Origin of the sequence: Streptomyces sp. NPDC093085 (genome assembly GCF_040683935.1) — a bacterium.
GTDB lineage: Bacteria > Actinomycetota > Actinomycetes > Streptomycetales > Streptomycetaceae > Streptomyces.
The window spans coordinates 578561-604538 of record NZ_JBFBFB010000004.1 but is presented as its reverse complement, the minus strand read 5'-3'; the positions used below and the strand labels follow the sequence as shown (position 1 = coordinate 604538).

General features: G+C 70.4%; 21 protein-coding genes. 4 read left to right on the top strand and 17 right to left on the bottom strand.

Annotated features, from left to right (window positions below):
• Nucleotides 1-212 precede the first annotated feature (212 nt).
• The 9 genes from AB0O07_RS16365 to AB0O07_RS16325 all read right to left on the bottom strand — a co-directional run bounded on the left by AB0O07_RS16365 (nucleotide 213) and on the right by AB0O07_RS16325 (nucleotide 10938).
• A complete protein-coding gene (locus AB0O07_RS16365; protein WP_365632885.1) occupies nucleotides 213-1475 on the bottom strand; it encodes a ParB/Srx family N-terminal domain-containing protein in 1263 nt (420 codons plus the stop codon).
• 186 nt (nucleotides 1476-1661) lie between these two features.
• On the bottom strand, nucleotides 1662-2408 hold the full coding sequence (locus AB0O07_RS16360) for a WHG domain-containing protein (protein WP_365632882.1): 747 nt from the start codon (nucleotides 2406-2408) through the stop codon (nucleotides 1662-1664).
• Between the two features lie 94 nt (nucleotides 2409-2502).
• Entirely contained in the window at nucleotides 2503-3909 is a 1407-nt protein-coding gene (locus tag AB0O07_RS16355; protein ID WP_365632879.1) for a four-carbon acid sugar kinase family protein, read from the bottom strand.
• 115 nt (nucleotides 3910-4024) lie between these two features.
• A complete protein-coding gene (locus tag AB0O07_RS16350; RefSeq protein WP_365632876.1) occupies nucleotides 4025-4978 on the bottom strand; it encodes a class II fructose-bisphosphate aldolase in 954 nt (317 codons plus the stop codon).
• 236 nt (nucleotides 4979-5214) lie between these two features.
• On the bottom strand, nucleotides 5215-6711 hold the full coding sequence (locus AB0O07_RS16345; RefSeq protein WP_365632873.1) for an MFS transporter: 1497 nt from the start codon (nucleotides 6709-6711) through the stop codon (nucleotides 5215-5217).
• Between the two features lie 106 nt (nucleotides 6712-6817).
• Entirely contained in the window at nucleotides 6818-7588 is a 771-nt protein-coding gene (locus tag AB0O07_RS16340; protein ID WP_365632870.1) for a FadR/GntR family transcriptional regulator, read from the bottom strand.
• A gap of 252 nt (nucleotides 7589-7840) precedes the next feature.
• A complete protein-coding gene (locus AB0O07_RS16335) occupies nucleotides 7841-9190 on the bottom strand; it encodes an SAF domain-containing protein (protein WP_365632867.1) in 1350 nt (449 codons plus the stop codon).
• Between the two features lie 211 nt (nucleotides 9191-9401).
• Nucleotides 9402-10109 carry an alpha/beta hydrolase gene (locus tag AB0O07_RS16330; protein WP_365632864.1) on the bottom strand — a complete coding sequence of 236 codons (708 nt, stop codon included), beginning with the start codon at nucleotides 10107-10109 and terminating at the stop codon, nucleotides 9402-9404.
• 481 nt (nucleotides 10110-10590) lie between these two features.
• Entirely contained in the window at nucleotides 10591-10938 is a 348-nt protein-coding gene (locus AB0O07_RS16325; RefSeq protein WP_365632861.1) for a hypothetical protein, read from the bottom strand.
• Nucleotides 10939-11100: 162 nt separating this feature from the next.
• Between AB0O07_RS16325 and AB0O07_RS16320 the strand changes: the two genes are divergently transcribed.
• On the top strand, nucleotides 11101-11973 hold the full coding sequence (locus AB0O07_RS16320; protein ID WP_365632858.1) for a helix-turn-helix transcriptional regulator: 873 nt from the start codon (nucleotides 11101-11103) through the stop codon (nucleotides 11971-11973).
• Between the two features lie 22 nt (nucleotides 11974-11995).
• Nucleotides 11996-12226 (top strand): DUF397 domain-containing protein, encoded by a 231-nt coding sequence (locus tag AB0O07_RS16315; RefSeq protein WP_365632854.1) that lies wholly within the window; start codon nucleotides 11996-11998, stop codon nucleotides 12224-12226.
• A 1225-nt stretch (nucleotides 12227-13451) separates the two neighbouring features.
• Here AB0O07_RS16315 and AB0O07_RS16310 read toward each other — a convergent pair.
• The 8 genes from AB0O07_RS16310 to AB0O07_RS16275 form a co-directional block, all read right to left on the bottom strand.
• Complete coding sequence (locus tag AB0O07_RS16310) at nucleotides 13452-15617, bottom strand: hypothetical protein (RefSeq protein WP_365632851.1); 2166 nt, start codon at nucleotides 15615-15617, stop codon at nucleotides 13452-13454.
• A gap of 16 nt (nucleotides 15618-15633) precedes the next feature.
• On the bottom strand, nucleotides 15634-16074 hold the full coding sequence (locus AB0O07_RS16305) for a hypothetical protein (RefSeq protein WP_365632848.1): 441 nt from the start codon (nucleotides 16072-16074) through the stop codon (nucleotides 15634-15636).
• Nucleotides 16075-16561: 487 nt separating this feature from the next.
• Nucleotides 16562-17230 (bottom strand): peptide-methionine (S)-S-oxide reductase MsrA, encoded by a 669-nt coding sequence (gene msrA, locus AB0O07_RS16300; protein WP_365632845.1) that lies wholly within the window; start codon nucleotides 17228-17230, stop codon nucleotides 16562-16564.
• 153 nt (nucleotides 17231-17383) lie between these two features.
• Nucleotides 17384-18439 carry a hypothetical protein gene (locus AB0O07_RS16295; protein WP_365632842.1) on the bottom strand — a complete coding sequence of 352 codons (1056 nt, stop codon included), beginning with the start codon at nucleotides 18437-18439 and terminating at the stop codon, nucleotides 17384-17386.
• A gap of 87 nt (nucleotides 18440-18526) precedes the next feature.
• On the bottom strand, nucleotides 18527-19630 hold the full coding sequence (locus AB0O07_RS16290; RefSeq protein ID WP_365632839.1) for a hypothetical protein: 1104 nt from the start codon (nucleotides 19628-19630) through the stop codon (nucleotides 18527-18529).
• Between the two features lie 74 nt (nucleotides 19631-19704).
• Nucleotides 19705-21075: an MFS transporter gene (locus AB0O07_RS16285; RefSeq protein ID WP_365632836.1), complete on the bottom strand. Its 1371-nt coding sequence runs from the start codon at nucleotides 21073-21075 to the stop codon at nucleotides 19705-19707.
• Nucleotides 21076-21252: 177 nt separating this feature from the next.
• On the bottom strand, nucleotides 21253-22572 hold the full coding sequence (locus tag AB0O07_RS16280) for an NAD(P)-binding domain-containing protein (protein ID WP_365632832.1): 1320 nt from the start codon (nucleotides 22570-22572) through the stop codon (nucleotides 21253-21255).
• Nucleotides 22573-22638: 66 nt separating this feature from the next.
• Entirely contained in the window at nucleotides 22639-23388 is a 750-nt protein-coding gene (locus AB0O07_RS16275; protein WP_365632829.1) for an SDR family NAD(P)-dependent oxidoreductase, read from the bottom strand.
• 270 nt (nucleotides 23389-23658) lie between these two features.
• Between AB0O07_RS16275 and AB0O07_RS16270 the strand changes: the two genes are divergently transcribed.
• Together AB0O07_RS16270 and AB0O07_RS16265 are read left to right on the top strand one after the other, a co-directional pair.
• Complete coding sequence (locus AB0O07_RS16270) at nucleotides 23659-24627, top strand: LysR family transcriptional regulator (protein WP_365632826.1); 969 nt, start codon at nucleotides 23659-23661, stop codon at nucleotides 24625-24627.
• A gap of 170 nt (nucleotides 24628-24797) precedes the next feature.
• Nucleotides 24798-25967, top strand: coding sequence for a cystathionine gamma-synthase (locus AB0O07_RS16265; RefSeq protein ID WP_365632823.1), 1170 nt, complete (start codon nucleotides 24798-24800; stop codon nucleotides 25965-25967).
• Nucleotides 25968-25978: the final 11 nt, after the last annotated feature.

Below are 25978 nucleotides of genomic sequence, written 5' to 3'. Positions count from 1 at the left end.
CAGCGGGCAGGGGGCAGGGGCAGGGGGCGCGGGTGGTCCCCGGTCCGTGCAGGAGGCGCGGGTGGTCCCCGGTCCGTGCAGGGGGAGCGGGGTGGTCCCCGGTCCGTGCAGGGGGCGCGGGGTGGTCTCCTGGTCCGTCCGGAGCGCGGGTGGTCTCCCGGTCCGTCCGGAGCGCGGGCGGACCGGGGACGGACCGGGAGACCACCGCCGCGTCACTTCCCGCCGTGGCCGCCCTTGCCGTGGCCGCCCTTGCCGTGACCGCCGTTGCCGCCCTTGGCGGGCAGGTGGGCGCGGTAGTCCAGCGCGTACGCCAGCTTGCCGGGCTTCGCCTCGGTGATCGGCGCGCTCAGTTTGCCGAACTCACCGCCGGTCGCCTTCTTGCCGTTGTTCCACTCCGCCAGCCGGCCCATCTGGTCGGCGGTGCGGCCGTCGCCGATGACCGTGGAGCCCGGCGTGTCCGTCATCGCCTCGGACGCCTTCCGGACCGCGTCGAGGTAGGAGGCCGGGGAGTTGAGGTCGTACGCCTTGATGTCGACCCGGTCGCGCAGCCAGGTGCCCCAGAAGAACTCCAGGTATTCGGCGGCGTCGGCGGGCGGCGCGTACCCGATGTCACGGGTGAAGTAGACGAGGCTGCGGTAGCGGTCGTCGTGGAAGTTCGCGAGCCCGAGGCGCTTCGGGAGCTGGTTGACGGTGATCGGCCGGTTGTTCTCGTCGCGCAGCCAGACCCAGTTCTTCTCCCGCATCGTCTTCCAGAACGCGCCGGACCCGAGCTTGCTCAGGTTGGCGGTGACGCGGAGCCGGATGTGCGTCTTCGGGCCGCCGTCGCGCGTCTCCAGGAACGACGTCAGGGTGTGGTGCCCGTCGGTCAGGTAGAGCGCGCCGCCGGGGCCGACGACGACCGTCTTCATCGCGGCGCGGGTCTCGTCCGTCTCCTTGCCGACGGCGACCGTGCAGGTGAAGCTCGACGGCTTGCGGAGGGTGGCGCCGGCGGGCACCTTCGCCGCCTTCTCCTGGCCGTTCGTCTCGCACCAGTCGTCGAAGCGCTTGTTGACGTCGCCGTTCTGCTCGTCCTTGGTGCTGCTGTAGCGGCCGAGCTTGTAGTAGATCTGGTCGAAGCCGACGGACGGCTGCGTGGGGCGGAGCTGGTCCAGCGTGACATCGAGCAGGTCACCGGTGCGCGCGCACATCGCCCGTACGGCATCGGAGTGCGCGGCGCCGCGCCCCGGGGCGCACTGGGCGGCGCCGGGGCCCGGCGTCTTCGCCGTCGGCGCGACGGGCGCGGCGGTGGCCGGGGCGCCACCGGCGACGGCGCTCCCCAGGGCCAGCGCGGTGGCGGCCACACCGGCCGCCAGGGTCCTCCGCCGGGCGGCGGGGACGGTGGCGGCGGTGCGGGCGGCGGCGGTGCGGGCGGCGGCGGTGCGGGCGGCGGCGGAGGGTGCCACGGTGGCGGTGGCGGGGCCGGGTATGCCGGGCATACGGTCTCCACATCGAGGTCGGTCGGGACATGCCGGTGCCGACATGTCGGCTGGGGGGCGCACACATCGACTCATTCCCCCCTGCCCCGGCCGGTGGCATCCGTACGACCGTGGGGTGTCCACCGGGTGAACGTCCCCGGCGTACGGCCCGGTCAGCCCCCTCCGTACCGGCCTCTCCCTGCCGCGTCAGCCGTCGCCCTGGTCCGGAGCCGGCTGGTCCGGAGCCGGTGCCTCGGGAGCCGGTGCCTCCGGACCTGGTGCCTCCGGAGCCGGTGCCTCCGGCGCCTTCAGATGGGCGAGCGGCAGGATGACCCGGTCCGCCATGCCCGGCGGCCACTGGAACGCCGGGCTCACCGCCCGCTGGTGCGCGAGCCCGTGCATCCCCACCCAGAGCGCGACCGCGTCGCCGACCGGGTCGGTGGAGGTGGACTCCCCGGCGGCGGCGCACGCGGCCAGGGCCTCCACGAGGATGTGCATCGCCTCGTTGCCGAGCCCGTACAGGTCCGCCTCGGTCAGCGAACTGTTGTCGAGGTCCGGCATCCAGAGGCCGCCGAACATCGTGCGGTACCGCTCGGGGTGGGTCTCGGCGTAGTCCAGATAGGTGGTGCACACGGCGTACAGCCGCTTTCTGGGGTCGCTCCCGGCCTCCGCCAGCGCGGCGAGGAGGCTGTCGCGGAGGATCGCGAACTCCCGCTGGACGACGGCGAGCATGATGGCCGGCTGGTCGGGGAAGTGCGGGTAGATCGACGGGGCGGCGATACCGACCTTGCGGGCCACCGAGCGCAGGGTGATGGCCCGTTCGTCACCCGCCTCGTCGAGGATCTCCACCGCGGCGGTGACGATCTCCTCGCGCAGGCGTCCGCCCTCGCCGCGACGGTTGCGCGCGCGGGCCCGCTTCGGGGTGGCCGGGGTCGCTTTGCCAACGTTTTCCATAGTGTCAGCTTACGCTGTGAAGGTTATGCGTGTAACGCGTGTGCGCCGACCGGGATCCGCCGCCGTCACCCCGGGGCGACGGCCCGGCCCGCGTTCAGGCCCCCAGCCCCTCCACCGCCTTGACCAGCGTCTCCTCGCCCCCCACGTTCCCCGGCACCACGACGTACGGCACGACCCCGTCGGCTCCCGCTTCCTTGACGCCTCCGGCACCTCCGCCGTCGCTTCCGTCGCCTTCGTCGCCGCTGCCCCCGTCGCCGCTGCCCTCGCCGCCGTTGCCCCCGTCGCCGTTGCCCTCGTCGCCGTTGCCCCCGTCGCCCCGCGCGGGCAGGTCCCACACGCTGATCCCGGTGAGCAACTGCCCCCGTACCCGGGCCACTCGGGCGTCCAGACCCGTCCTGGCCACCTCGGCCGAGGTGATGCCCCCCTTCGCGATCACCGCCGCGAACTCGCCGGCCAGCAGCCGTACCGCCACCGTCAGCGCCGTCATGACCCGTTCCCCGTGGTCCAGCGTGTTGTCCTCGGCCCGGCGCAGCCGCTCGCTGGCGAGGACGGCGATCCCCCGGTCACGCAGCTCCCCCCGCGCCCGCGCGACCAGGTCCCGGCCCGCCGCCACCGGGTCGGCGAGCGCGGCGTCCGTACCGAGGACGACCGGGCGCACCCCGCGTTCCCTTTCCAGGAAGGCGAGTTGGGCGGTGGCCCCGGAGGTGTGCGAACCGCAGACGACGAGGACGGGACCGGCGGGGCGGCTCAGCGGGGTGGGCAGGAGGCCGGTGCTCGTGGCGTCGGCGCAGCGGGCGGCGAGCGGCGCGGCACACCGTACGACGATGTCCCGCCCGGCCGCCCACGCCCGCTCCAGGGCCTGGTGCACGAGGTCGATGTCCGCGTCGCACACGGCGTCCGGTGCGAGGACCGTACCGGCGTCCGCGGTGAGCAGGGCCTCGGCCAGCGCCTCCCCGCCCGTGTCGCGGAGCGCGGCGAGCGGGACGAGGCGCGCGGGGCGTCCGCCGCCCTGCTCGGCGGTGTACTCGTCCAGGCGGCTGGAGCGGAAGCCGAAGACGGGGTCGTCCGCGTACTCGGTCCCGGCGGCGGGGATGTCCGTGTCCCCGACCCGTACGTGGTGCACCCCGCCCCGGGTGGTCCGGCCGCCGGCCGGGAACGCCGGGACGAAGAGCAGCACCGATCCCTCCGTCGCGAACGCGTCGCTCTCGGCGAAGACATGGCCGCGCAGGGTGGAGTCGCCGCGCAGCACGAACCGTATGCCGTCCCCGAGCCGTCCCGCCGCCGCGAGCGCGGCCCGCCGGATCCGGCCGACCAGCGCGACGGCCTCCGCCTCGCCGAGCGCGCGGCTGTTGGTGAGCACGTACAGGGCGTCGTCGGTACGGAGCGCCTCCGCGATCCGGTCGGTGAGCGCCGCCTCGTCCGGGCCGAGGTCGAGGAGGACGGGGACGCCGGTGGCGGACTGGGTGCCGGTGGGGTCGTCGTCGAGGACGAGGGTCTTCATCGGGGGTCCTTAAATCATTCAAGAGCGTTGAGAGTGTCAGGAGCCTTGAGGCGTCAGGAGCCTTGAGAGGGCCCCGGGCCGGTCGGACCGGGGTGAGCCCGTCGGGGCGGGGCGGTCAGGCCGGGGCGGTCGGGGACGGGGCACCGGGGCCGGCCGGGGACGACCGTACGGCGTCGGACCGTACGGCGTCGGACCGTACGACATCGGACCGTACGGCCGGGGAGAGCGCCAGGATCGCCGCCTCCGCCCGCTCCGTCACCGCCGCCGACCACGCGGCGAGCAGCGCGTCCATGTTCAGCCCCCGGTCCCGCTGGGCGGGGACCTCGGCCGTGAGGGTGTCGAAGACGGTGGCGCGCAGCTCCGTGTTGATGTTGACCTTGCACACCCCGTGGCCGATGGCGCGGGCGAGATCGGCCGGCGGCAGCCCGGAGGCCCCGTGCAGGACCAGCGGCACGCCGGTCAGCTCCCGTATCGACGCCAGCCGCGCCCAGTCCAGCGCGGGCGGCGCCGGATACCGCCCGTGCACATTGCCGAGCGAGACCGCGAGCAGGTCGGCGCCCGACCGGTCCAGGAAGGCGCCGACCCGGCCGGGGTCGGTGAGCGCCCCCGCCGCCACCTGCGCGGCGACGGCAGCGACGTCTTCGTTCCCCTCGATCCGGCCCAGCTCGGCCTCGACGGTGACGTGCGGGAACCGGGCGGCGAGCCGTTTCCGTACCGCCGCGACGAAGGCGGCGTTCGCCTCCTCGCCGCCGCGCGAACCGTCCGCGAGGACGGCGTCGGCGCCCGCCTCGACGGCCGCTTCGATCAGCTCCGGGTCGGTGGCGTGGTCCAGTTGCAGGGAGACCGGGACGGGCGCGTGGTCGGCGAGCGCCCGCAGCGCGCGGACCAGGCCGAGACCGTGCGGGCCCGCGGCCGTCCGGGGGGAGACGAGGAGGGCGACCGGCGATCCGGTCCGTACCGCGGCGTCGGTCACGCCCGCGGCGGTCGCCAGGTCGTAGCAGGTGAAGGCGGGCAGGGCCGCGCCCGCGTCGCGGCGGTCGGTGGCCAGTTCGGTGAGTCGAGCGCGCATGGTTGCTCTGGTTCCTTGATTCCTCGGGAGGGGCGGGAAGGGGAGGGAGGCGAGGGGAGGGGGCGCCGTCGGGAGGGAGACGGCGCCCCGGACGGGCGGACGTACGGCGCGGGCTGACGTACGGCCCGGATGTGCGGCCCGGATGTACGGACCGGCACGTGCGGCCCGGCACGTTCGGACCGGCACGTACGGACCGGCACGTGCGGCCCGTACGTACGGCCCGGACGTACGGCGCCTCAGACGGACGGTGCCGCGCTGGCCGGACGGCTCCGCTCCCGCTCCTGAGCCGGTTCGACGAGCGCGGTCACCGGCCGGGTTTCCCGCGTCAGCAACGCCGTGACCAGGCCGATCGCCCCGCAGACGGAGAACAGGAGGGCCACGCCGCTCCACCCCCACGCCCCCGCGAGCGCGGCGGCGATGAAGGGGATGAAGCCGGAGACCGAGGCCGAGAGCTGGTAGCCGAGCGAGGCGCCCGACGTACGGACCCGGGCGTCGAACAGCTCCGAGAACCAGGCGCCCTGCGTCCCCGCGAGCGAGTCGTGGCAGAGCGCGAGGCCGAGGATGAACGCGGCCACCACCGCGACCGAGCTGCCCGTGTTGACCAGCAGGAACATCGGGAAACCGAAGAGCAGGGTGAGCGTGCTGCCCACGAGATAGACGGTCCGGCGGCCGAAGCGGTCGGAGAGCCGACCGTAGAGCAGCGTCGTCCCCGTGCCCAGCAGCGCGGCGACGATCAGGCCGGTGAGCGCGACCGAACGGCTCACGATGTCCTCGGTCTTCAGGTAGCTGAGCAGGTACGTGACGATCACGTAGAAGCCGCCCGTCTCCGCCAGCCGCAGCCCGATGACGCGGAGGACGGTGGTCCGCTCGGTGCGCAGGACCTCCAGGACGGGGCTCTTCGCCACCTCGCCGCTCCGCTGGAGCTCCTCGAACTCCGGGGACTCCGAGATCTTCAGCCGGATGATCATCCCCACGCCGATCAGCAGCGCGCTGAGGATGAACGGGATCCGCCAGGCCAGATGGCTGTCGAACTGCGCCGCGACGAGGAAGGCGACGTTGGCGAGGAGCAGCCCGAGCGGGACGCCGGCCTGCGGGATCGCGGAGTACAGGCCCTTGCGGCGGAGCGGGGCGTGCTCGTACGTCATGAGGATCGCGCCGCCCCACTCGGCGCCGAAGCCGATGCCCTGGATCAGCCGCATCAGCACCAGCAGCACCGGGGCGAGGGCGCCGACCTGGTCGTACGTGGGCAGGAAGCCGATGGCGGTGGTCGCGAGGCCCATCACGATCAGGGCGGCGACCAGGACCGGCTTGCGGCCGATCCGGTCCCCGAGGTGGCCGCCGATGATGCCGCCGATGGGGCGCATCGCGAAGCCGACGGCGAGGGTCGCGAAGGAGGCCAGGGTGGCGACGAAGGAGGAGGAGTCGGGGAAGAAGACATCGCCGAAGTAGAGCGCGGCGGCGGTGCCGTAGGCGAGGAAGTCGTAGTTCTCGACGGTGGTGCCGACGGCGCTGCCGAGGGCCACGCGCAGCTTGTCCGGCGAACCGTCGTGGGCGCGGTCGTGGGCGCCGCCCTGGGCACCGTCGCGCGGTGCGGGCGTTCTGCCGCGACTGCCTGGGCCGCCGGGGCCACCAGGATTGCCGGGGCTGCCGGGGCTGCCGGGGCTGCCGGGGCTGCCGGGGCTGCCGGGGGTGCCGGGGGAAGAGGCGTGCGGGGGAACGGCGGCTCTGCTCATGGTGCGGCTCCTAAGGGTGCGCGGCCCGGCCCTCCCCTCCCGGCCGTCGCTCCCGTCTGCCCCTCCGGGGCGCCGTGGCCACCGTGTGGTGGCCGCCGCGTGGCGGCTACGGCTGGAGGGTGTCGGTGCGGGGCCCGGCGGCGCTGCCGAGTCCGTAGGTGTCTGCGTAGAACGTGGTGATGTGCTCCCGGACCAGAGCGACGGCCGCCTCGGCGTCCCGGCGCTCGATCGCCGCGAGGATGTCGCGGTGTTCCTGGCGGACGGTGCGGGCGGTGCGGCGCCAGTCGTCCAGTTGCTCGTAGGCGTCGACCATGCGGCGTTCGATGGCCGTACGGAGCGACCCCATGAAGTGGGCGCTCAGCGAGTTGCCGGCCGATTCCGCGATGGTGACGTGGAACTCGGCGTCGAGGTGGTTGAAGGTACGGGCGCTCAGCTCCGGGTCGTCCATCCGGTCGAGCACGTCGGTGAGTTTCGCGATGTCGTCCTCGGTGGCCTGGCGGGCCGCCTCGGCGGCCACCCAGACTTCGAGGGCGAGCCGGGTCTGGAGCACGTCGGTGTCGCTGAAGTGGCCCAGGGCGAGCTGGAGCCTGAGGAGGTCGGCGAAGCCCGAGCCGGGGCTCCCGACGAAGACGGAGCCGCCGTCCCGGCCGGCCCCCGCCTTGACGTCGACGATGCCGAGCGCCTGGAGGACCCGCAGCGCCTCGCGGAGCGAGGGCCGGCTGACCTCCAGCAGTTGGGAGAACTCCCGCTCGCTGGGAAGCCGGTCGCCCGGTCGGAGGTATCCGTCCGAGATCCGCTGCTCGATCTGGGCCATCACCTGCTCGTAGGTGCGGACCTTGCGGACAGGTTCCCAGGGCTCGTTCCGCGCGTCGCTCACTTCAGCTCCTCCAGGGGCGGGGCGGGAGGGCGCCGGCGGTGGTCCGGTCACCCTGGACGGAACGGCCTGTGAGGAACCGATCCGCCCCGCGAGGGACAGGTCACCCGTAGGGGTTGGCTCCACCCCGTAAGGGTTGGGCACCCCGTAGGGGATGGCTCCACCCCGTAAGGGAGAGGTCACCCCGTAGGGGATGGCTCCACCCCGTGAGGGAGAGGTCACCCCGTAGGGGAGGGACCACCCGTGAGGGAGAGGTCACCCCGTAGGGGAGAGGACCCCTGACTCCAGCTCCCGACGAAGCCGTACGGCGGTCAGCGACTCGTCCACGGCGACATCGTCGGAGCTGAGCACAGCGCCGGCCGCGACGTCTCTGGTGAGCTTAACTCCATGGGCGAGCCCCATCGGCAGGGCGCGGGAGGCGAGCGAGGCGGCGGCCGGGGCGAGCTTGCCGAAGACCATGTAGCCGCCTTCGCCGTCCAGCGTCTCGCCGGCCTTCAGGTCCCGCTTGGCCACCGAGACGACATCGCCGTAGAACGCCTGGGCCGCCCCGGTCGCCTCGCCGCGTACGACGGCGGAGGCGACACTGACCCCCAGCTCCAGGCCGATCATGTGATACGGCCGGTAGAGCGAGCCGTACCGGCCGGTCGGGTCGGTGCGGACGCCGTACTCCGCGAAGCACTGCGCCGCGTAGTCGGTGCGCGCCTCGAAGGTCACGTACACGCCCCAGCGCAGGTCGCGGGCGAGCGGGGAGCCGTCCCTGTTGAGGCTGGAGATGACCTCGACGGTGCCCCGGCGGGTGAGGGTGCCGCCGAGTTCCCTGGGGCGGAGCGCGGTGGCGAGGTCGTCGACGTCGACCGGCGGGAAGAAGAGCCCCTCGTCCTGCGGGAGGAGGCCGGTGGCGTTGGCGACGGCCGCCATCTCGATCGCCGACTTGGTCCCGTCGAGGAAGGAGTTGAACATCTTCGGGTTGAAGTCGCCGGTGGCGAGCTGTTCCTCGGTGAAGCCGTAGTAGTCCCAGACGGTGTCCGGGGTCGACTGGTTGTACTCCGGCAGGTACTTGGTGCCCTTGCCCGCCGCGACGACGTCGAAGCCGACCGTGCGGCACCAGTCGACCAGCTCGTTGATGAGGGCGGGCTGGTCGCCGTAGGCCATCGTGTAGACGACCCCGGCCTTACGGGCCTTTTCGGCCAGGACGGGACCGACCATGCAGTCGGCCTCGACATTGACCATGACCACGTGCCGGCCCGCGTCGATGGCCCGCTCGGCGTGGTACGCGCCGGCGATCGGGTTCCCGGTGATCTCCAGGACCACCTCCAGGCCGGGGACGTCGATGAGGTCGTCGGCGCTGTCGGTGACATGCGTGCCGCCGGTGCGCAGCGCCTCTCCGAACGAGGCGGCGGCGTACCGCTCGGCGGGCCATCCCGTACGGTCCAGGGCGGCCCTGGCCCGCTCGGTGCTGAGGTCGGCGACGCCCACGACATGGATGCCGGGGGTGTTGACGGCCTGGGTGAGGAACATGGAGGAGAACTTGCCGGCGCCGATGACACCGACCCGGATGGGTCCGGCGTCCTCGGCCCGCCGGGACAGCAGGGTGTGGAGGTTCATGCGGCTCCTTAAACTCCGTCGGGCCGAGTGGCTGAGTGGCTGATTCCCAGCTCTTTTATGGTCTGACCATTTGACCACTTGCCCAATTGCCCGCAACTATGACAGCGGCCCCGAGGGCGGTCAAGAGTGACTCAGCTCACATTCTCTGGAGGGGGGCGCACGAGAAGGGGGCCGGCCCGCCAGGGCCGGCCCCCGTGGGGAGGGAACCGGATCACCCGAAGAAGGCGCTGAGCTCCCGCACGATGTCGTCGGGACGCTCTTCCGCGAGGTAGTGCCCGGCGCCCTTCAGCTCGACATAGCGGACATCGTCCGCCAGCCCCTCCATCTGGGCGAGGAGCAGCTCGTAGTACTGCCCGCCGATCCCGAGCACGGGCATGGCCAGCGGCGCGTACCCCTTCAGGTCGTCGATGTCCTGCTGGAAGGTCTGGTACCAGCCGTTCCCGCCCCGGATGCCGTCCGGTGTGTTGTACGCGGCGGCGTAGACGCCCCGGGCCTCCTCCCCGAAGGCGCCGGGGTCGCCCCCTTGATACTCGATCAGCCAGTCGATGACGAACCGGAACCGCCCCTCAAGGAGCCGCTCGGGAAGTTCGCCGAGCTGGTTGAACGCGAACCACCAGGGCGCGGGCTGTCCCGGCTGCGGCAGCATGCGGATCCCGTTGAACACGTCGGTGGGGTGCCCGGCCTCCCACAGGGCGACTTTCTTCGTGGCCTCCGGGTGATTGGCGGCGAAGCTGTGCGCCACCATCGACCCGATGTCCTCACCCGCGATGTACGCCTGGCGATGCCCGAGACCGCGCAGCAGCTCGTAGATATCCCGGGCCATGGTCTTCTTGTCGTACCCGCCGAGGGGCTTCTCGGACTCACCCATGCCGCGCAGGTCGGGCACGATCACCCGATAACGCCGGGCCAACTCCGGCATGACCTTATGGAACTGATACCAGGTCCGAGGCCACCCCGGCAGCAGAACCAGGGGCTCCCCCCGCCCCCCCGACGACATAGTGCAGCCGCACCCCATTGACACTGGCGAACCGACTGACGAACCCCTCCACGGCGGGCGTCCTGATAACCGAGGGCGCCGACTCCCGAGCGGCGTCAGTCGCGGCCGGCTCGGAGCCGCCGGACTTCTGAGTGCCCATGTGTGGAACTCCTTCTGTTTTCAGCGGAGTTACGGCGCAGGAAGGCAGCGGAGCACCCCCTCGGCCGACTTCCGCACCGATCGGTACCGATCGATCTGAGGGGACTGTAACACTTTCGTATCGACCAGTACAGAACAAGGAGCTGACGACCCGGAACAGCCGAAGGCCCCGACCCGAACCCCCGAAAGGGGCCCGACCCGGGGCCGGTTGATGCGTCGCCACCGCACTCCGCGCCCGTACGCTTGCCGAGCGGGCCCGTCTCCCTCAGGCGGCCCCGGGTACCCACACCACCCGCGCGCTGGTCCCGGCGCCGGCGCCCCGCTCGAACCTCCCGACGGCCCACTCCAGCGAGCGCACCCTCATACGGGTGCCGCCGCCGACGCTGACGATCTCGGCGTGCTCCTCGAACGCCATCCCCCACGCGGCGACCCAGGCGTCCGCCTCCTCGACCCCGGCGCCCTCGGGCTCGTACGACTGGACGACGGCGAAGAGCCGGGGCGCAGTATCGGCGACCAACTCCTCGGTCAGGGCGATGAATTCGGCGCGGGTGAGAGGTGGGTCGATGGGGGTGGTGGGGCTGGAAGGGGTGGGGGTTGCTGCTTCGGCTGACATGATGCCCTCCTACTGAGCGTGATTGTTATGACGCGCTGCGTGTCGCTATCCTGGGTCTGGTCGCGACCACTTTCAAGTGGACAGTCCATTTTTCACGCGGACGGGTAACTGCGATGGGCCTGAGGTGGCGGACGAGCACAGGAGGGACTCATGGGGCGGAACATGGAGATCGGTACGTCGGTGGTGCGGCGCTGGCAGCTAGCGGCGTCGTTGAAGTCGCTGCGCGAGGACGCCGGACTAACTCAGGAGGCCGCCATTGAGCGGCTTGTGCGACTGCCAGGGCGCTGGTCGCGCTCGAAGCTTTCCCGGATCGAGAATCGGGAGCACAACATCAAGCCTCGCGAAGTCGAGCATCTGCTCGACGCGTACGGGGTGACGGATGCGCAACTCCGCAGCAGTTTGACGGAGTTGGCTGCGAACTCGGCAGAACGTAGTTGGTGGGTCAGTTTCGTGGAGGCGTTGCCCCGGGACATCAAGCCCTTGCTGAGTATCGAGGACAGCCTCGTCGAGGTGCGTAGCTTCCAGCCCCAACTGGTGAACGGACTCCTCCAGACCGCCGAATACGCGCGCGCCGTCATGCTTGCGGTGGCCCCCGGGGCGTCTTCCCCGGAGGAGCTGGAAAGCAGGGTTGCCGCCCGCATGATTCGGCAGCACGTACTTCAGAGGAAGCCGGCACCGAACGTGCACTTCATCTACGACCAGGCAGTCCTGGACCATGTCATCGGGGATTCAGAGGTCATGCGGGGGCAGTTGCGGAAGTTGCTCGACGCGGCCGATCTCCCGAACGTCTCGATTCAGATCCTCCCTCGTGATGTCGGCGGGAGCCCCGGGCTGGAAGGCCCCTTCACGATCATGACGTTGCCCGCGCCGATGCCGGACATTGGCTACACGGAGGGCCCGGCGGGCATGTTCTACATCGAGGACCGCGAACATGTACGAGCGTGGACGCTGCGATTCGGCATCCTCACCGAACTGGCTCTGACGCAGGCCGACTCCAGGGACGCGATCGCTGACGCGGCCAAACTGTACGCATAACCCCTACGAAAGGAGCCGTCACATGGCGCACGTGGATCCGCCGGATCAGGCGCGCTGGCGCAAGAGCAGCTACTCGGGAGGCGGCGGCGACACCGGCGGCGACTGCGTCGAGACCGCCACCCTCCCCGACGGCCGCATAGCGTTCCGCGACAGCAAGTGCCCGGACAGGGCCGTGCTCCGGTTCACCCGCACCCGAGCCGCATCCTGGCTCCGCTCCCTCGCGGCGGGCGACGCCGAGGCCCCGCTCGGCTGAGCCGTACCGCGGCTCCCGATTCGGCTGTCCGCTCAAGCGGCGCGCACGCCTGCGCATCCGGGGGCACGGGCGCTCCGAGGTTTCCGCCCTGCCGTATCGGTCGTACGGCGGGGCGGTTCTGTTGTGGATTCGGGGGCACCACATGACGCGGCAAGAGGCTGTCCGGGTAGAGCGCATGGACGGATCGGCCGCAGCACACGCTGGTGGGACCAATTCTGCTCAACGTCAGCCCGGACAGTAAGGCGGCGTCGGCCCTGGCTTATCCCTGGGCTCAGGCCGCGTTCGGGGTGAAGGAGAGTCGCGTCTCCTCCCGGGTCGATGGACAGGCCGAGCTTCGCGTTCAGCGCCATGGTCAGGGCGCGCATCAGGCGGAGCGTGGGGGCGTGCCGCCGCCCTCGACGCGCTCGATGTCCTCCAGTGGCAGCCCCGCCCGCTCCGCGAGCGCCGCTGGGGAGATGCCCAGTGCCGCCTCGGCGGTTTCGCTGGCCCTTCCGCCCCTGCTCCGTGCGACGCACGGCAAGGTACGCGGAACTCACGGGACCGGCGCCGCTACCCCTCGGCCGCTGACGCCTCTTCGGGAGTGCTGTACGCCTTGACCGATGGGGCGTCCTTGAGCGGGTTGTTCTCGCAGCCGAGAATATCGGTTGCTTTTCGTGTCATGAGGTAGAGGAATTCGATCTGTCCGTTGCTCGCTTTTTGATTTTCTCGGGGGCCCGTGTATGCAGTGTTGGAGGCCCTTGCTCCGAGAAGCACGCGCTGCGATGGGGCGCTTGTTTTGCCCGGAAGGCTGCACGGTACAAGGATCCTGGAAAGAACTTCGTTGGATTCTCCGGGTATGCCGTGAAAATTGTAGTAACTCGTGTCATTCGAGGGATATTCCCATTTACTTGGGCTGCTGCGAGAGGTCCAATAAAATTCAACGCGCAGGGCGGTGCTGCGGTCGGTCTTTGGCGAAAGGGAGCACGGGCTGAATGTGTACTCCGTCTCTCCAGGGTGCCACTGTTGGAGTCTTTCCGTCATTTTCTCCGTCAGGTCGGAGTCTGTTCTCAGAGTGGTGATGTATTGTTCTGTGCCGAGTAGTTGGTGTACAAGCTTTGCCTCGGTGGAGCCCTCGGTGTAGTCACATGCCCTGGTGGCCGGCGGGTCGGTTTTTTCCGAGGTGCAGGCGGCGGTCGAAAAAGCAACTGCGGTGACGGCGGCAAAAATTTTCAGAAATCTTCCGGCGTTAGGACCGAAGGTGCGCTCGGGCCGCTTCCCGCCCTGCGATATAGCCCTCGCCTGCGCTGTCCTTCGCCGATCTGAACGCGCTGGGGGCTGAATTTTCATTCTGGTCTCTCCATTTGTCCATCAGTGAATTGGTTCCATCCGCGCCCGCGCCGAAGTTTTTGCTGGAATCCTGTTTTCCCTGATCTTCGGCGGCGCTGACAACATCCTTGGTCCAGTCATACTTAAAGGAGTCGATCAATGCGCCTCCCGCAGTGCTTAGAATGGGGATCTCTCCGATGAGTCCGTTTGCGACAATAGAGGAATACTCGGCGGTGTCCTCCGCCCACTCCACTCTGTCCTCTTCCTTGTCTTTGTACACGTCAGCACCGATTCCATTGAGAGCGCCGGTAGCCACGCCTATCTCTCGTGCACGATGATCCCAGTCCGCGCTGTTTCCATGCATTGTGTCACCGTGGTAAGCGGGAGCCTGGGCGAGTTGATCCGCGCCGTACGCCCGTTCCGTCTCGTACAGCAGTGAGAAGGAAGGCGCGTCGTCCGCTATACCGCGCATCACGCGTACGAGGCTGGCCTGGCCGACGGCTATGTGCGCCTTGTCTCCGGAGCCGTTGATGTTGTCGGCGCCGCGGACGCCGCCGTAGGCGGACTCCTGGCCGTTGAGGATGATGTGGGTGTCGGCGACGTAGTCGGTGAGGGCCCGGGCCATGGGCCGGCGGAGGTTCTCCAGGTTCTCGGGGAACTCGTCGCCGCCCATGTCGTCGTCGAGGATCCTGATGGCGTTGTGCATCACGCGGGCCTGGCCCTCGGTGTGCGGGCCGGGTTCGCCGGGTTCGGTGCCGGGTTCCTTGCCGGTGGCGGCGGCTTCGATGGCGGCGCCCAGGCCCTCCGCCCGGTCGGAACCGCCGATGTCCGTGATCCCGCCGCCGGGGGTCATCACCAGGGTCTCCGGCCATTCCCGGTCTGCGAGCAGGTACTTCAAGTGGCCGTTCTTGTTGCCTTCGGCCTCGGGGTCGAGGAAGTAGGTGGCCGCGTCCGGTTCGTTGCTCATGACCTGGAGCAGGCTGTCCAGCGGGTCGCTCACCAGGTTGGGGCGGCTGGGGTCGTAGAAGCGGGACCATGCCCGAGGGGTCGCCTGCTCGGCCTTGATCAGGTCGTCGCCCACATCGTTGAGGAACTGCTTTCCGTATCCCTCGCCGTTCGGCAACAGCGTCACCAGCGCCTGGTACCCCGATGTGAGGTGGGGACGGTCGCCGACCTCGCTGGCGCCCACGTCTCGCAGGTCCTTCATGAAGGATTTGTAGACGTAGCTGTCCGGGTCCTTCGTGCCGGAGGCCACCGTGGTGGCCAGACCTGTGCTGATGGACTCGTACAACTTCTTCTCGCCCGCCGAGGCGCCTCGTTCGTGGGCCGCCAGGTTCATCTGGTCGGCGAGCCGTACCGTGCCCTCCGCGCCCAGGGCGTTCAGGTACGCCTCGCTGAAGTGCTTGTCCCCGCCGTTCTCCTTCAGGACCTCGCGGTACCGCTTGAGTTCCTTCTCCGATGCCTTGCCCGCGTCGATCTTCTCCGTGAGGGCGAGCGCCTCGACCGCCTGGACATCGCCCACGGGCCTGGGGTTGAACCCGAAGAGCGCGGGGTTGTCGGCGCCCGACGCGTTCAGCAGGGCCACCTTGACGTCCTGGTCGAACTCGGAAACCACCTTCACCGCAGCCATGATGTTCCGGGTGTAGGAGTGCTCGATGTCCGCGAGACCCGGGTCGTGGCGCACGCTGTTCGCGGTGGCGGCGTCGACCTTGCTGTAGTCGTAACTCGCGACACCCTGGTCGGAGACCTTCATGCCGGCCTTGACCGCGTCGGCGACGGCCGACTTCACCTTCCCCTTGAGGTCCGTGAACGTCGCATAGGCGTCGCGCAGCAGCGACTCCATGCCGAGCGCTTCCTTCCGCGCCGCGGCGAACTGCCCCCGCGTCATGGCGAAATTCGACGTGGCGGCCGACGCGCTCTCACCCGTCCACGTGTTCCCCGAACCGCTCCCGGAGGCGACGTTCTGGACCTCCTCCTCGTACAGGTCCTCAAGCTTCTTGAACTGGCCGGCCATGTCCTTCCAGCCGTCCGCCGCCGCCGTCAGCTCGGCGAGCTTGATGTGCATGACCTCGTAGTAGCCCGGCACCGCTCCCTCCCTCTCCCTAGATCCCGTCGATCTTGGATCGCAGCGGGGCGAATCCGGCCTCGGTGGCCAGGTCCTGGCCCGCGAAGAGATTCGACGTGTTCCGCAGGGAGACCTTCTCCGAGTTCAGCCGGCCCATCAGCCGCTTCACCTGGGTGTCCCAGTGCTCGTGGGCCTTCTTCAGGCCGGTGCCGGTGTCCCAGCCCTTGAACTCCGCCACGGCGACACTTGTGGGCTCGTCGGCGGTGTCCGCGGCCTTCTTGGTGCCCGGTTCGAGCTGGTTCTCGATGGTGTTGGCCGCCTTCTTCTTCGCGGCGGGGGCGGTGGCCAGGTCCGGATCGCCCACTCCTGGCGGTGCGGAACCGCCGGATTCCGCCGGGAGTTGGTTGAGCCGTGTGTCGGACGACTGGCCGTCCGCCACCGCCCGCTTCTGCTGGACCCACTCTTCCTCGAACGACATCGCTCTCCCACGGCCGCGGATCCGGCGGGACGCAAGGGGTCCCGGGCACCCAACTGGGTCCGGGGCACTGCATGACACAGTGCCCCGGCCTTGGGAGATGATTTTAATCATTCTTGAGGGAGCGGCTCAGTCCTTTCACCGGGTTACGCGCGTAATGCGTGGCACATGCGCACCGGTTGAGCACGTCACACGGGTCGTGACGGGTGACCTCGTCGGAAGTTCAGAGTTGTGAAGGCCTGTTCGCTCGGCCTGGGAGATGCCCAGCGCCGTGCGGCGGTCGTGGACGGCCTGGCCCAGGGCGATGGCGGCCCCGGCCTCGATGTACGCGGGGTCGGCCCGGTGCTCCTCGGGGATCGTCCAGGAGGTCGTGTATCCCGTGCTCACGCTTGCTCCTCGGACATCCGGTGGTACTCGGTCGCGACGACGGGGTGGGAATCGCGTCCGAGCCCAAGTGGAACCGTAGCTCCCCGAGAGGGCCGGTGGGGCCTCACGCCCCAGCAGGTGCCACCCCGATCGGGCAGGAGACGCCGGTGCCGCCGAGGCCGCAGTAGCCCGCCGGGTTCTTGTCCAGGTACTGCTGGTGGTACTCCTCCGCCGGGTAGAAGGGGCGGCCCTCCGACGGGAGGATCTCCGTGGTGATCGTCTTGTAGCCGCTGCCCGTCAGGACCTGCTGGTACGAGGCGCGGGAGGCCTCCGCCGCCTCCGCCTGGGCGGGGGAGTGGGTGTAGACCGCCGAGCGGTACTGCGTGCCCACGTCATTGCCCTGGCGGAAACCCTGGGTCGGGTTGTGCGACTCCCAGAAGAGCTTCAGCAGTTCCGCGTACGACACCACCTTCGGGTCGAAGACGACGCGTACCGCCTCCGTGTGTCCCGTCAGGCCCGAGCAGACCTCGTCGTACGTCGGGTTCGGGGTGAAGCCGCCCTGGTAGCCGACGAGAGTCGTCCAGACACCCTCCGTCTGCCAGAACTTCCGCTCGGCCCCCCAGAAGCACCCCAGGCCGAAGTCCGCGACCTCCAGCCCCTCGGGATACGGCCCCACCAGCGGATTGCCGAGCACCGTATGACGCGCGGGCACCGCGAACACGGGCTCCGGCCTTCCCCGCAGGGCCTGCTCGGCTGTGGGCAGCTCGGGGGTGCGGCGGGATGACAGGAACATGAGGCTGCTCTCCTCGGATGGGGGGACTGTCCCTAACGGAGTGGCGATACCACAACGGAGTCGCGATACCACCTCCACGGACAACGTGTGGATCTTGCGGTGCATTCCGGGCGGAGGGGGACGGTCCGTCCGTGCCGGCCCCTGACCCGCCGCTCACGCCGTTGCGCGGACCGTCTTCTCGCGTGCCTCCGTGTAGGCGCGCCTGACGTCTTCGAAGTAAACCCACGGCACTGCGGCCACATAGCCGTCCACCAGCCGGAACTGTTCCAGCGCCGCCTCGTGCCTGCCCTGTTTGGCCAGGAAGTGGGCCAGCAGGTGCCGCACCTCGGCGAGGTGCGGATGGTCCTTGGCGGCGGCTGCCGTGTCGGCCAGCGCGGCGTCGACCAGGGCCGTCAGCGCGGGGCTCCGGTACGCCGACGCGTCCATCGAGTCGTCGATGTCGGCCTCGAACCACGCGAGCAGGGGAAGGGCCGACAGCAGGCTGCCGAGCGGCGCGTCCGCCGCCGCGCGTATCGCGAACGAACGGGCCAGCTCGTGGGAGCCCCGCCACTTCGCGCACCAGTACTGGAGGGCGCTGTAGTGAGCCTGGTAGTGGTCCGGGGCGCGGTCCTTCACCTCCGCCCAGATGCGGTGCATCTCCTCGTGCGGATAGCCCAGGCCGAGAGCCGCCCAGATCTCGATCAGGTACGGCGTTGGATCCTGCGGATTGAGTTCCGCCGCCCGTGCGATCTCCTGCCGGGAGCGGGCCAGCGTCCGGTGGAAGTCCTCGAACTGCTGCGGGCTCGTTCGGCGGGCCCATCCGCTGCCCCGCCGCTCCCAGGCGAGAGCCACCGTGCTCTGGGCACGGACGACAGCCGCGTCGGGGTCATCAGGGCGTGCCGTCTCCCAGGCGACCAGCCAGCCGTCGCTCTTGGCCGCGGCACTCCCCAGTGCGTTCGCATACCAGGAACGTCGCTCCCACTCCGTGCCGGTCCCGGCTAGCAGACTGGCCGCCGCCTCCCACTCGCCGGACCGCGCCGCCGCGAGGGCGTCCGTCAACTCGGGTGGAGGAGGCGCGGAGTAGTCGGCGTCAAGTCGCTTCATGGGCAGCAGCCCCAGCTCTATGGAGCGGGCCGACTGTCTGACGCGGGCACGGATGGTCCGGTGTCTGGACCATAAAAAGGTGAGGACCGCGACGGCGATCATGGGGAGGAGGTTGGTCATGGCCATCCTGATTCCTGTGTATTCCTGCCGGTGCAGGTGGAGGGCGAAGAGGCGGGAGGACGAGGCGGGAGGCACCGCCGACGGGCGACCCGGTCAGCGGGGCAGGGTTGCCGGGCTGCCGCCGTTCGCCTCGTAGCCGGCTACCGCCAGTGCGCGGTAGACCGTGTACTGGGCCGCCGGGTCCTGTTCAAGGGTCCAGGGGAGCGCGCCCACGTGGCCGTCCACGCGTACGAGCTGGTTCATCGCCTCCGCCCAGCGTTCGCACCGTACGAGGAAGAGGACCAGCAGGTGCTGGACGTGCGGCAGCATCGGGTCGGCCGGGTGGGCCGCGTGGGCGGCGAAGAGGGCGCCCTCCACCGCCTTGGTCACCACGGCGCTCTGGTAGAAGCTCTGCACCATGTTGACCTCGGGCAGATGCTCGTACACCGCGAACAGCGGCAGCGCCGCCAGCAGCGAACCCTGCGGGGCGCGCGCCGCGGCGGCCGTGGCGAACTCGTCGGCGTCCTTGCGCGAGCCGTGCCACTTCTCGCACGTGTAGTGCAGCGCCGCCAAGTGCGCCCCCATATGCGCGGGAGCGCGGTCGATCACCTTCGCCCACACCTGGTCGAACTGCTCACGCGGATACCCGAGTCCGCGCGCCACCGCCAGCTCCACGATGTACGGCACCGGGTCGCCCGGCGCCAGCAGCGCCGCCGTCCCGCAGACCGTCCACGCCTCCTCCAGGATGATCCTGAAGTCGTCCGAACCGGCCGCCGACGACCGCCACGCCTGCTGCACCAGGAACTCCGCGTGCACCGCGGCCCCGCCCGCGTCCTTCGGGGCCTCCGAGCGCCAGGCCCGGAGCCACGCCCCTCCGACACCGGGCTTCTCCCGCAACTCCAGCGAGGCCGCGCCCGCGAACGCCTGCACCCGCTGCCAGCGCACCTCGCCCTCCTTGTCCGTCCCCGCGAGCAACTGCGACGCCGCCCGCCAGTCCTGCGTGCGCTGCACCACATCGAGCACATCCAGGAGATCCTGGTCCGGGCCCGGCATCCGGATGTCCAGCTCCTCCTGGCGTACGAAGCCGTACGCGGCCGGGTCGGCGGCGTCGGGCGAGCCGGGCGCGGCGAGACGGATACCGCCCCGGCGGCGCCGTACGTACGGAGCGATGACCGCGGCCAGCAGACCCATCGCGAGCAGGAACCAGAGAATCTCCATGTGTCCATTGTCCCGGACCCGGGTTCTTGTTCCACCCCTGTGGAAAACCCCGGCTCCCTCCGGAGGCGGACGTCCTAGGAGCCGGTGAGCGTGGCCGGCGCGGCGGGCCGGCTGGCGGACACGCCGGCCAGCGGGCGGTCGCGGGTCTCCTCCGCCCAGAAGAAGCTGATCACGAAGCCCAGCGCGGTGATCCCGGCGCCGATGAGCATCGTCGGCCCGGTGCCGATCCCGTCGAGCGCCACCGGGACGAGGTAGACGCCGATGACCGCGCCGATCCGGCTGACAGCGGTGGCGAGGCCCACGGCGCTCGCCCGCAGTTGGGTCGGGAACAGCTCGTTCGGGTAGATGAACACCAGGATGTTCCCCGCGCCGTTGATCATGGCGAAGAGCATGAAGAACACCATGATGAAGAGGGCGGGCGCGTGCGGCCACACGCCCAGCGGGATCAGGGCGAGCGCCCCCAGGAAGAAGCTGCCGAGGATCAGCGGCCTGCGGCCACGCGACTCGACCCACCGCATACCGGGGAAGGACCCGATGAGGAAGCCCAGATTGAGGATGATCTGGCCGAGCGTCGCCCCGGCGGTGTCGTCGCCGAAACCGAGGTGGGAGAGGATGATCGGACCGTACGTGAACAGGGCGAACTGCGGGATCGCGAAGCACATCCAGAACAGGCCGCAGAACAGCACCCGCCGCAGGTACACCCCGCGCAGGAGGGTCGTGAACCCGGCCTTCCGCTTCGGCTCCTCGGCCACGGCCAGGGCGCTGATCTCCGCCGTGGTGACCTCGCGGCCCAGGACCTGGGAGACCGCCGTACGCGCCTCCTCCACCCGGCCCTTGGCGATCAGCCACCGGGGCGATTCATGCGTACCGAGCCGCAACAAGAGGATGATCACGCCGAACACCGCACCGCTGGCGAGCATCCACCGCCACGAACCGTTGCCGTACACGCTGGTGAGGACGTACCCGACGAGGTACGCGACGACGGCGCCGATCAGCCAGACCGCCGAGAGCAGGCCGATCATGGCGCCCCGGTACTTCCTGGGCATCCACTCGGTCAGCAGCGCCGTCGCGATCGGATAGTCCGCCCCCACCGCCGCGCCGATGACGAACCGCAGGACGATGAGCTGCCACCCGGCGTCGACCCAGAGACAGAGCACGGAGCCCACGATCAGGGCCACCAGGTCCGCCGTGTACATCACCCGCCGGCCGATCCGGTCGGTGACCGGGCCGAAGACCAGGCTTCCGACGAAGAGCCCGATGAGGGAGACGGCACCGACGACGCCGACCATGCTCGCGCTGAGCGCGAGATCCTCGCCGGCCCCGGTCAGGGCGACGCCGATGATGGTCAGGAGGAAGCCGTCCAGGAAGGGGCCGCCGGAACACGCCGTGATCAGGCGTTTGTGGTGTCCGGTGAGGGGACTGTCGTCGAGGAGGTGAGCGGTCATCGGGGGTTCCTCATGTTTCTTGGTTCTTATGGTGCTGGCACTGGTGGGTCGTCTGTTCTTCTGGAGCGGCGGGTGCTCGGGTGATTCCGTGGGGGGAGGGGGGGAGGGAGTGAGGGGGAGAGGTTGAGGGGTGGGGGTCGAGGGAGGGGGGCTATGAGGAGGGCGAGACGCCTGGGGTCAGGGGGTCGGGACCGGGCCGGCCTCGTACGCGTCCAGCAGCCGCTCGGTGTCGGCGATCTGGGCGTTCCAGATGTCGCGGGGGATGTCGATACGGTCGTCAGCCTCCTGGAGCCGTCCCAGATAGGCGGCGATCCCCGCGCCACCGGCACCGGCGCGCTCATGCAGGGCGGCCATCCGGGCGACGAGCTTCGCCTGGACGCCGTAGACCGGGATCTGCGGGCCGCGCGGCGCGGCCAGCCCGATGAAGTACAGCTTCTCCAGCCCCTGGGGGACGATGCCGCCGCCGTGACGCAGCGGACGGCCCGCGCGCTTCGGGACGAGCCGGTCTTCGAGGAACGGCAGCGTCGGGTGGAAGCCGGTGGCCCACAGGATGGTGTCGTACTCCCTGCTGGAGCCGTCCGCGAAGTGCACGGTGCGCCCGTCGAAGCGTTCGACGCCGTGCCCGACGGCACGGACCCGCCCGTGGTGGATCCAGTACAGCAGCAGGTCGTTGACGACGGCGGGGCCGTCGGCCAGCGCCTGGTGCCGGGGCACCGGCAGGCCCGGGTAGTCGGAGTTCCGGCCGATGGAGACGCGGGCGAGCAGCCGCGCGATGAGGTCCTGCTCCGAGGCGGAGAACTCGGCCAGGAAGTCCAACTGCTGGCGCGGGCGGCCGAAGTACGTCTTCGGCTGGAAGTACGGGGCGTGCCGTACGACGATGTCCGCCTCCAGCCGGTGCTGGGCGACGTCGACGGCGAGATCGCACCCGGAGTTGCCCGCGCCGACCACCAGCACCCGGGTGCCCTCGATGTCACCGACGTTCTGATAGCCGCTCGAATGGATCTGCTTGCCCGTGAACGTGCCGGGGACGGCGGGGATCTTCGGGTCCCACAGGTGTCCGTTGGCGACCAGGACGCCGTCGTACGTACGGGTTCCGGCGGTGGTGGTGACGGTCCAGCCGGAGGATCCCACCGGTCCCGCGCTCCCGTCGTCCCCGTCCGTCCCGGAGGGAGCGGCCGGGGTGGCCGGGGTGACCGACAGGACCTCGGTGTTGAACGTGATCCGCCGGTCGTGGCCACGGGCGCCGGCATACCCGGCGATGTAGTCGCGGACCTGGTCCCGCCGGGGGAAGTGGGGGTAGTCCTCGGGCATGGGGTAGCCCTCGAAGACGGTCTGGTCGCGCGCGGTGATCAGGTGCAGGGCGTCGTAGTCGGTGTTCCAGTGCCCGCCCACGCGGTCGCTCTTCTCGTAGCAGTCCACCTCGTGGCCGGCTGCGGTGAGGACATCGAGGGCGGACAGGCCGGCCGCCCCGGCGCCGATGACGCAGTAGCTGCTCATGGGGTCTCTTCTGTTCCTTCCGGCAAGTTGTGGCAGGCGAGTTGTGGCGGGGGCGAGGTCCGGCGGTCAGCGGATGACGTCGCCGCCGGAGAGGACGACCGTCTCGCCCGTCATGAAGGCCGCGTCCGGGCCCGCGAGGATCGACACCCAACGGGCGATCTCCTCGGGCCGGGCCACCCGGCCCAGCGGGATCGAGGCCGCCGCGGCATCCATCCGTCCGGTCGCCGCGTTGCCGGGCGTGCTGACCCAGCCGGGGGCGATCGCGTTCACCCGGATCCGCCGCGGTGCCAGCTCCAGGGCCAGCTCTTTGGTCAGCATGACCACGGCCGCCTTGGACGCCCCGTAGAGGAGTTGGCCCGGCGAGACCGTGAAGGCGTCCACCGAGGCGAAGTTGACGACGGCCCCGCCCTCCGCCATGTGCGGCACGGCCTCGGCGGTGACGTTGAGGACACCGAGCACGTTCACGTCGAACACCCGGCGGTAGAGGTCCTCCGTGAAGTCCCCGAGCGTGCTCGGCGGGTAGATCCCGGCGATGTTCGCGACCAGCCCCAGCGACTTCGCCGGGCCCGAGGCCGGGCCCGACGTTGTGCCCGACGGCGCCCCCGCGAGGTGGGCGGCGATGGCGTCGCGTACCTCGTCCCGGCGCGTCACATCGACCGCGACCGTACGGACGCTCACCCCCGCGACCTCGAACCGGGTCTCCACGCGGTCGAGGGCCAGCACGTCCCAGCCCTCCTCGACGAGCGCCTCCGCGGTGGAGCGGCCCATGCCGCTCGCCGCGCCGGTCACGATCGCGGTCCTCGCTTCTGAACCCATGGGCATAGACAAATCCTTTGCGTGAACCTCTGTGGAGTGAGGCAGGTCACCTCGGAGCTGCCGGTTTTCAGTCTGTGGCGTCTCAATGGGCTCGTCTACGGTGATACCGTCGCCAACAGTTCAAGGTTCAGCCTATGAATCGAGAGGCTGTGTTTACGTTGGATCACACCCCGATGACCGGCTCGATTCCGGCGGCTCACAGGGCCCATGCTGCTCACGAGACCCACGAGACCCACGAGACCCACGAGACCCACGGGCACGGCGGCGGCCATGGCTGAAGGCCCCACCCTCCGCCAGTTGCGCTACTTCCTGCGCGCGGTCGAGACGGGCTCCTTCTCCGCCGCCGCGGCCGTCGAGTTCGTGGCCCAGCCGAGCCTCTCCGACCAGATCCGGCGGCTCGAACGGACCCTCGGCGCCCAGTTGTTCAGCCGTACGACCCGGAAACTGCAACTGACCGACTTCGGCCGGCTCATGATCCCGCTCGCGGAACAGACCGTCCGCAGCGCCGACGACCTCACCGCCACCGCCCGGGAAGCGGGCGCCCTCTCCCGGGGCGAGGTGCTGTTCGGTACGTTCAGCAGCGCCCACCTGTATCTGCTCGTGCCGCTGCTCTCCGAATTCCGTACCCTCCACCCGCAGGTCCGGGTCCGGATCGTGGGGCTGAACTCGTCGGAGGTCGCGGAGAGCGTGCGGCGCGGCGACCTCGAAGCCGGTCTGGTGCAGTTGCCGATCGACGAGCACAAACTCCAGGTCGGCGAAGCCGTACTGGTCGACGAGGTCGTCTACGCCAGCGCCGACCCGCTGCACACGGCCAAGCCGGTCACCATCCTCGACCTCGCCCAGGCGCGGCTGATCCTCTCCGAGGCCCACTGGCGGACCGAGGACCCGCTCCGGCGGGGTCTCTCCGAGCGGGCCGCCGCGCTCGGCGTCGAGATCAGGCCCGAGATCGAGGTGGAGTTCCAGACGGCGGCGCTCGAACTCGCGCTCAACGGGGTGGGCGACACGCTGGTCTCCTACTTCGTCGCGCGCCCCTACGAGAAGTCGAACCGGATCTCCGTGGCGCCCCTCGACCCGCCGTACAAGGAGCAGTTCGCGTTCATCACCCGGGCGAGCGGCGGGCTCTCCCCGGCGACCCGCCGCTTCATGTCGCTCGCCCGCCGGCACATCAAGGGCCTCCAGGCGCAGACGGCACAGGGGACCCGCCGCACCGGAAACCCCGCCAAGCGACGGGAAGGCTGACACCGACCCGACCGGCCACCGACCGGCCACCACCCCGGCCACCGACCGGCCACCGCCCCGGCCACCGACCGGCCACCGCCCCGGCCACCGACCGGCCACCGCCCCGGCCACCACCCGGCCGGCGCCAGCCATCCCGGCCGCCCGCCGCCGGACGGCGTTACGCTCGCCCCATGACCGACCAGCACCCTCACGGCCACCAGCCCCACCACCACTTCGAGACCCGCGCCATCCACGCGGGCAACACCCCCGACCCGCTCACCGGCGCCGTCGTCCCGCCCATCTACCAGGTATCCACCTACAAGCAGGACGGCGTGGGCGGGCTGCGCGGCGGTTACGAGTACAGCCGCAGCGCCAACCCCACCCGTACCGCCCTGGAGGAGAACCTCGCCGCCCTCGAAGGCGGGCGGCGCGGACTCGCGTTCGCCTCCGGGCTCGCCGCCGAGGACACCCTCCTCCGTACGGTGCTGGCCCCCGGCGACCATGTCGTCATCCCCGACGACGCCTACGGCGGCACCTTCCGGCTCTTCGCCAAGGTCGTCTCCCGCTGGGGCGTGGACTTCTCGGTCGCCGACACCTCCGACCCCGCCGCCGTCCAGGCCGCGCTCACCCTCCGCACCAAGGTCATCTGGGTCGAGACCCCCTCCAACCCGCTGCTCGGCATCACCGACATCGCCGCCCTCGCGGGCATCGCGCGCACGGCCGGGGTGAAGCTCGTCGTCGACAACACCTTCGCGAGCCCCTACCTCCAGCAGCCCCTCGCGCTCGGCGCCGACGTCGTCGTCCACTCCACCACCAAGTACATGGGCGGCCACTCGGACGTCGTCGGCGGCGCCCTGGTCGTCGCCGACGAGGCGCTGGGCGAGGAACTGGCGTACCACCAGAACGCCATGGGCGCGGTCGCCGGGCCCTTCGACGCCTGGCTGGTGCTGCGCGGCATCAAGACGCTCGCCGTCCGCATGGACCGGCACAGCGAGAACGCCACCCGCGTCGCGGAACTGCTCTCCCGCCACCCGCGCGTCTCCCAGGTCCTCTACCCGGGGCTGCCCGGCCACCCGGGGCACGAGACCGCCGCCAAGCAGATGAAGGCGTACGGCGGGATGGTCTCGTTCCGTGTCGCGGACGGCGAGGAGGCGGCGGTCGCCGTCTGCGACCGCACCCGCATCTTCACCCTGGGCGAGTCGCTGGGCGGCGTCGAGTCGCTGATCGAGCACCCGGGCCGGATGACCCACGCCTCGGCGGCCGGCTCCCCGCTGGAGGTCCCCGCCGATCTGGTACGGCTCTCCGTCGGCATCGAGTCCGCCGACGACCTGCTCGCCGATCTCCAGCAGGCCCTGGGGTAAGGGGCGTTCAT

What these genes read in the sequence shown, in the direction of transcription:
- AB0O07_RS16365 (WP_365632885.1), bottom strand. Translation starts at nt 1,475, where the DNA reads ATGCCCGGCATACCCGGCCCCGCCACCGCCACCGTGGCACCCTCCGCC.
- AB0O07_RS16360 (WP_365632882.1), bottom strand. Translation starts at nt 2,408, where the DNA reads ATGGAAAACGTTGGCAAAGCGACCCCGGCCACCCCGAAGCGGGCCCGC.
- AB0O07_RS16355 (WP_365632879.1), bottom strand. Translation starts at nt 3,909, where the DNA reads ATGAAGACCCTCGTCCTCGACGACGACCCCACCGGCACCCAGTCCGCC.
- AB0O07_RS16350 (WP_365632876.1), bottom strand. Translation starts at nt 4,978, where the DNA reads ATGCGCGCTCGACTCACCGAACTGGCCACCGACCGCCGCGACGCGGGC.
- AB0O07_RS16345 (WP_365632873.1), bottom strand. Translation starts at nt 6,711, where the DNA reads ATGAGCAGAGCCGCCGTTCCCCCGCACGCCTCTTCCCCCGGCACCCCC.
- AB0O07_RS16335 (WP_365632867.1), bottom strand. Translation starts at nt 9,190, where the DNA reads ATGAACCTCCACACCCTGCTGTCCCGGCGGGCCGAGGACGCCGGACCC.
- AB0O07_RS16330 (WP_365632864.1), bottom strand. Translation starts at nt 10,109, where the DNA reads ATGCCGGAGTTGGCCCGGCGTTATCGGGTGATCGTGCCCGACCTGCGC.
- AB0O07_RS16325 (WP_365632861.1), bottom strand. Translation starts at nt 10,938, where the DNA reads ATGTCAGCCGAAGCAGCAACCCCCACCCCTTCCAGCCCCACCACCCCC.
- AB0O07_RS16320 (WP_365632858.1), top strand. Translation starts at nt 11,101, where the DNA reads ATGGAGATCGGTACGTCGGTGGTGCGGCGCTGGCAGCTAGCGGCGTCG.
- AB0O07_RS16315 (WP_365632854.1), top strand. Translation starts at nt 11,996, where the DNA reads ATGGCGCACGTGGATCCGCCGGATCAGGCGCGCTGGCGCAAGAGCAGC.
- AB0O07_RS16305 (WP_365632848.1), bottom strand. Translation starts at nt 16,074, where the DNA reads ATGTCGTTCGAGGAAGAGTGGGTCCAGCAGAAGCGGGCGGTGGCGGAC.
- msrA (WP_365632845.1), bottom strand. Translation starts at nt 17,230, where the DNA reads ATGTTCCTGTCATCCCGCCGCACCCCCGAGCTGCCCACAGCCGAGCAG.
- AB0O07_RS16295 (WP_365632842.1), bottom strand. Translation starts at nt 18,439, where the DNA reads ATGGCCATGACCAACCTCCTCCCCATGATCGCCGTCGCGGTCCTCACC.
- AB0O07_RS16290 (WP_365632839.1), bottom strand. Translation starts at nt 19,630, where the DNA reads ATGGAGATTCTCTGGTTCCTGCTCGCGATGGGTCTGCTGGCCGCGGTC.
- AB0O07_RS16285 (WP_365632836.1), bottom strand. Translation starts at nt 21,075, where the DNA reads ATGACCGCTCACCTCCTCGACGACAGTCCCCTCACCGGACACCACAAA.
- AB0O07_RS16280 (WP_365632832.1), bottom strand. Translation starts at nt 22,572, where the DNA reads ATGAGCAGCTACTGCGTCATCGGCGCCGGGGCGGCCGGCCTGTCCGCC.
- AB0O07_RS16275 (WP_365632829.1), bottom strand. Translation starts at nt 23,388, where the DNA reads ATGGGTTCAGAAGCGAGGACCGCGATCGTGACCGGCGCGGCGAGCGGC.
- AB0O07_RS16270 (WP_365632826.1), top strand. Translation starts at nt 23,659, where the DNA reads ATGGCTGAAGGCCCCACCCTCCGCCAGTTGCGCTACTTCCTGCGCGCG.
- AB0O07_RS16265 (WP_365632823.1), top strand. Translation starts at nt 24,798, where the DNA reads ATGACCGACCAGCACCCTCACGGCCACCAGCCCCACCACCACTTCGAG.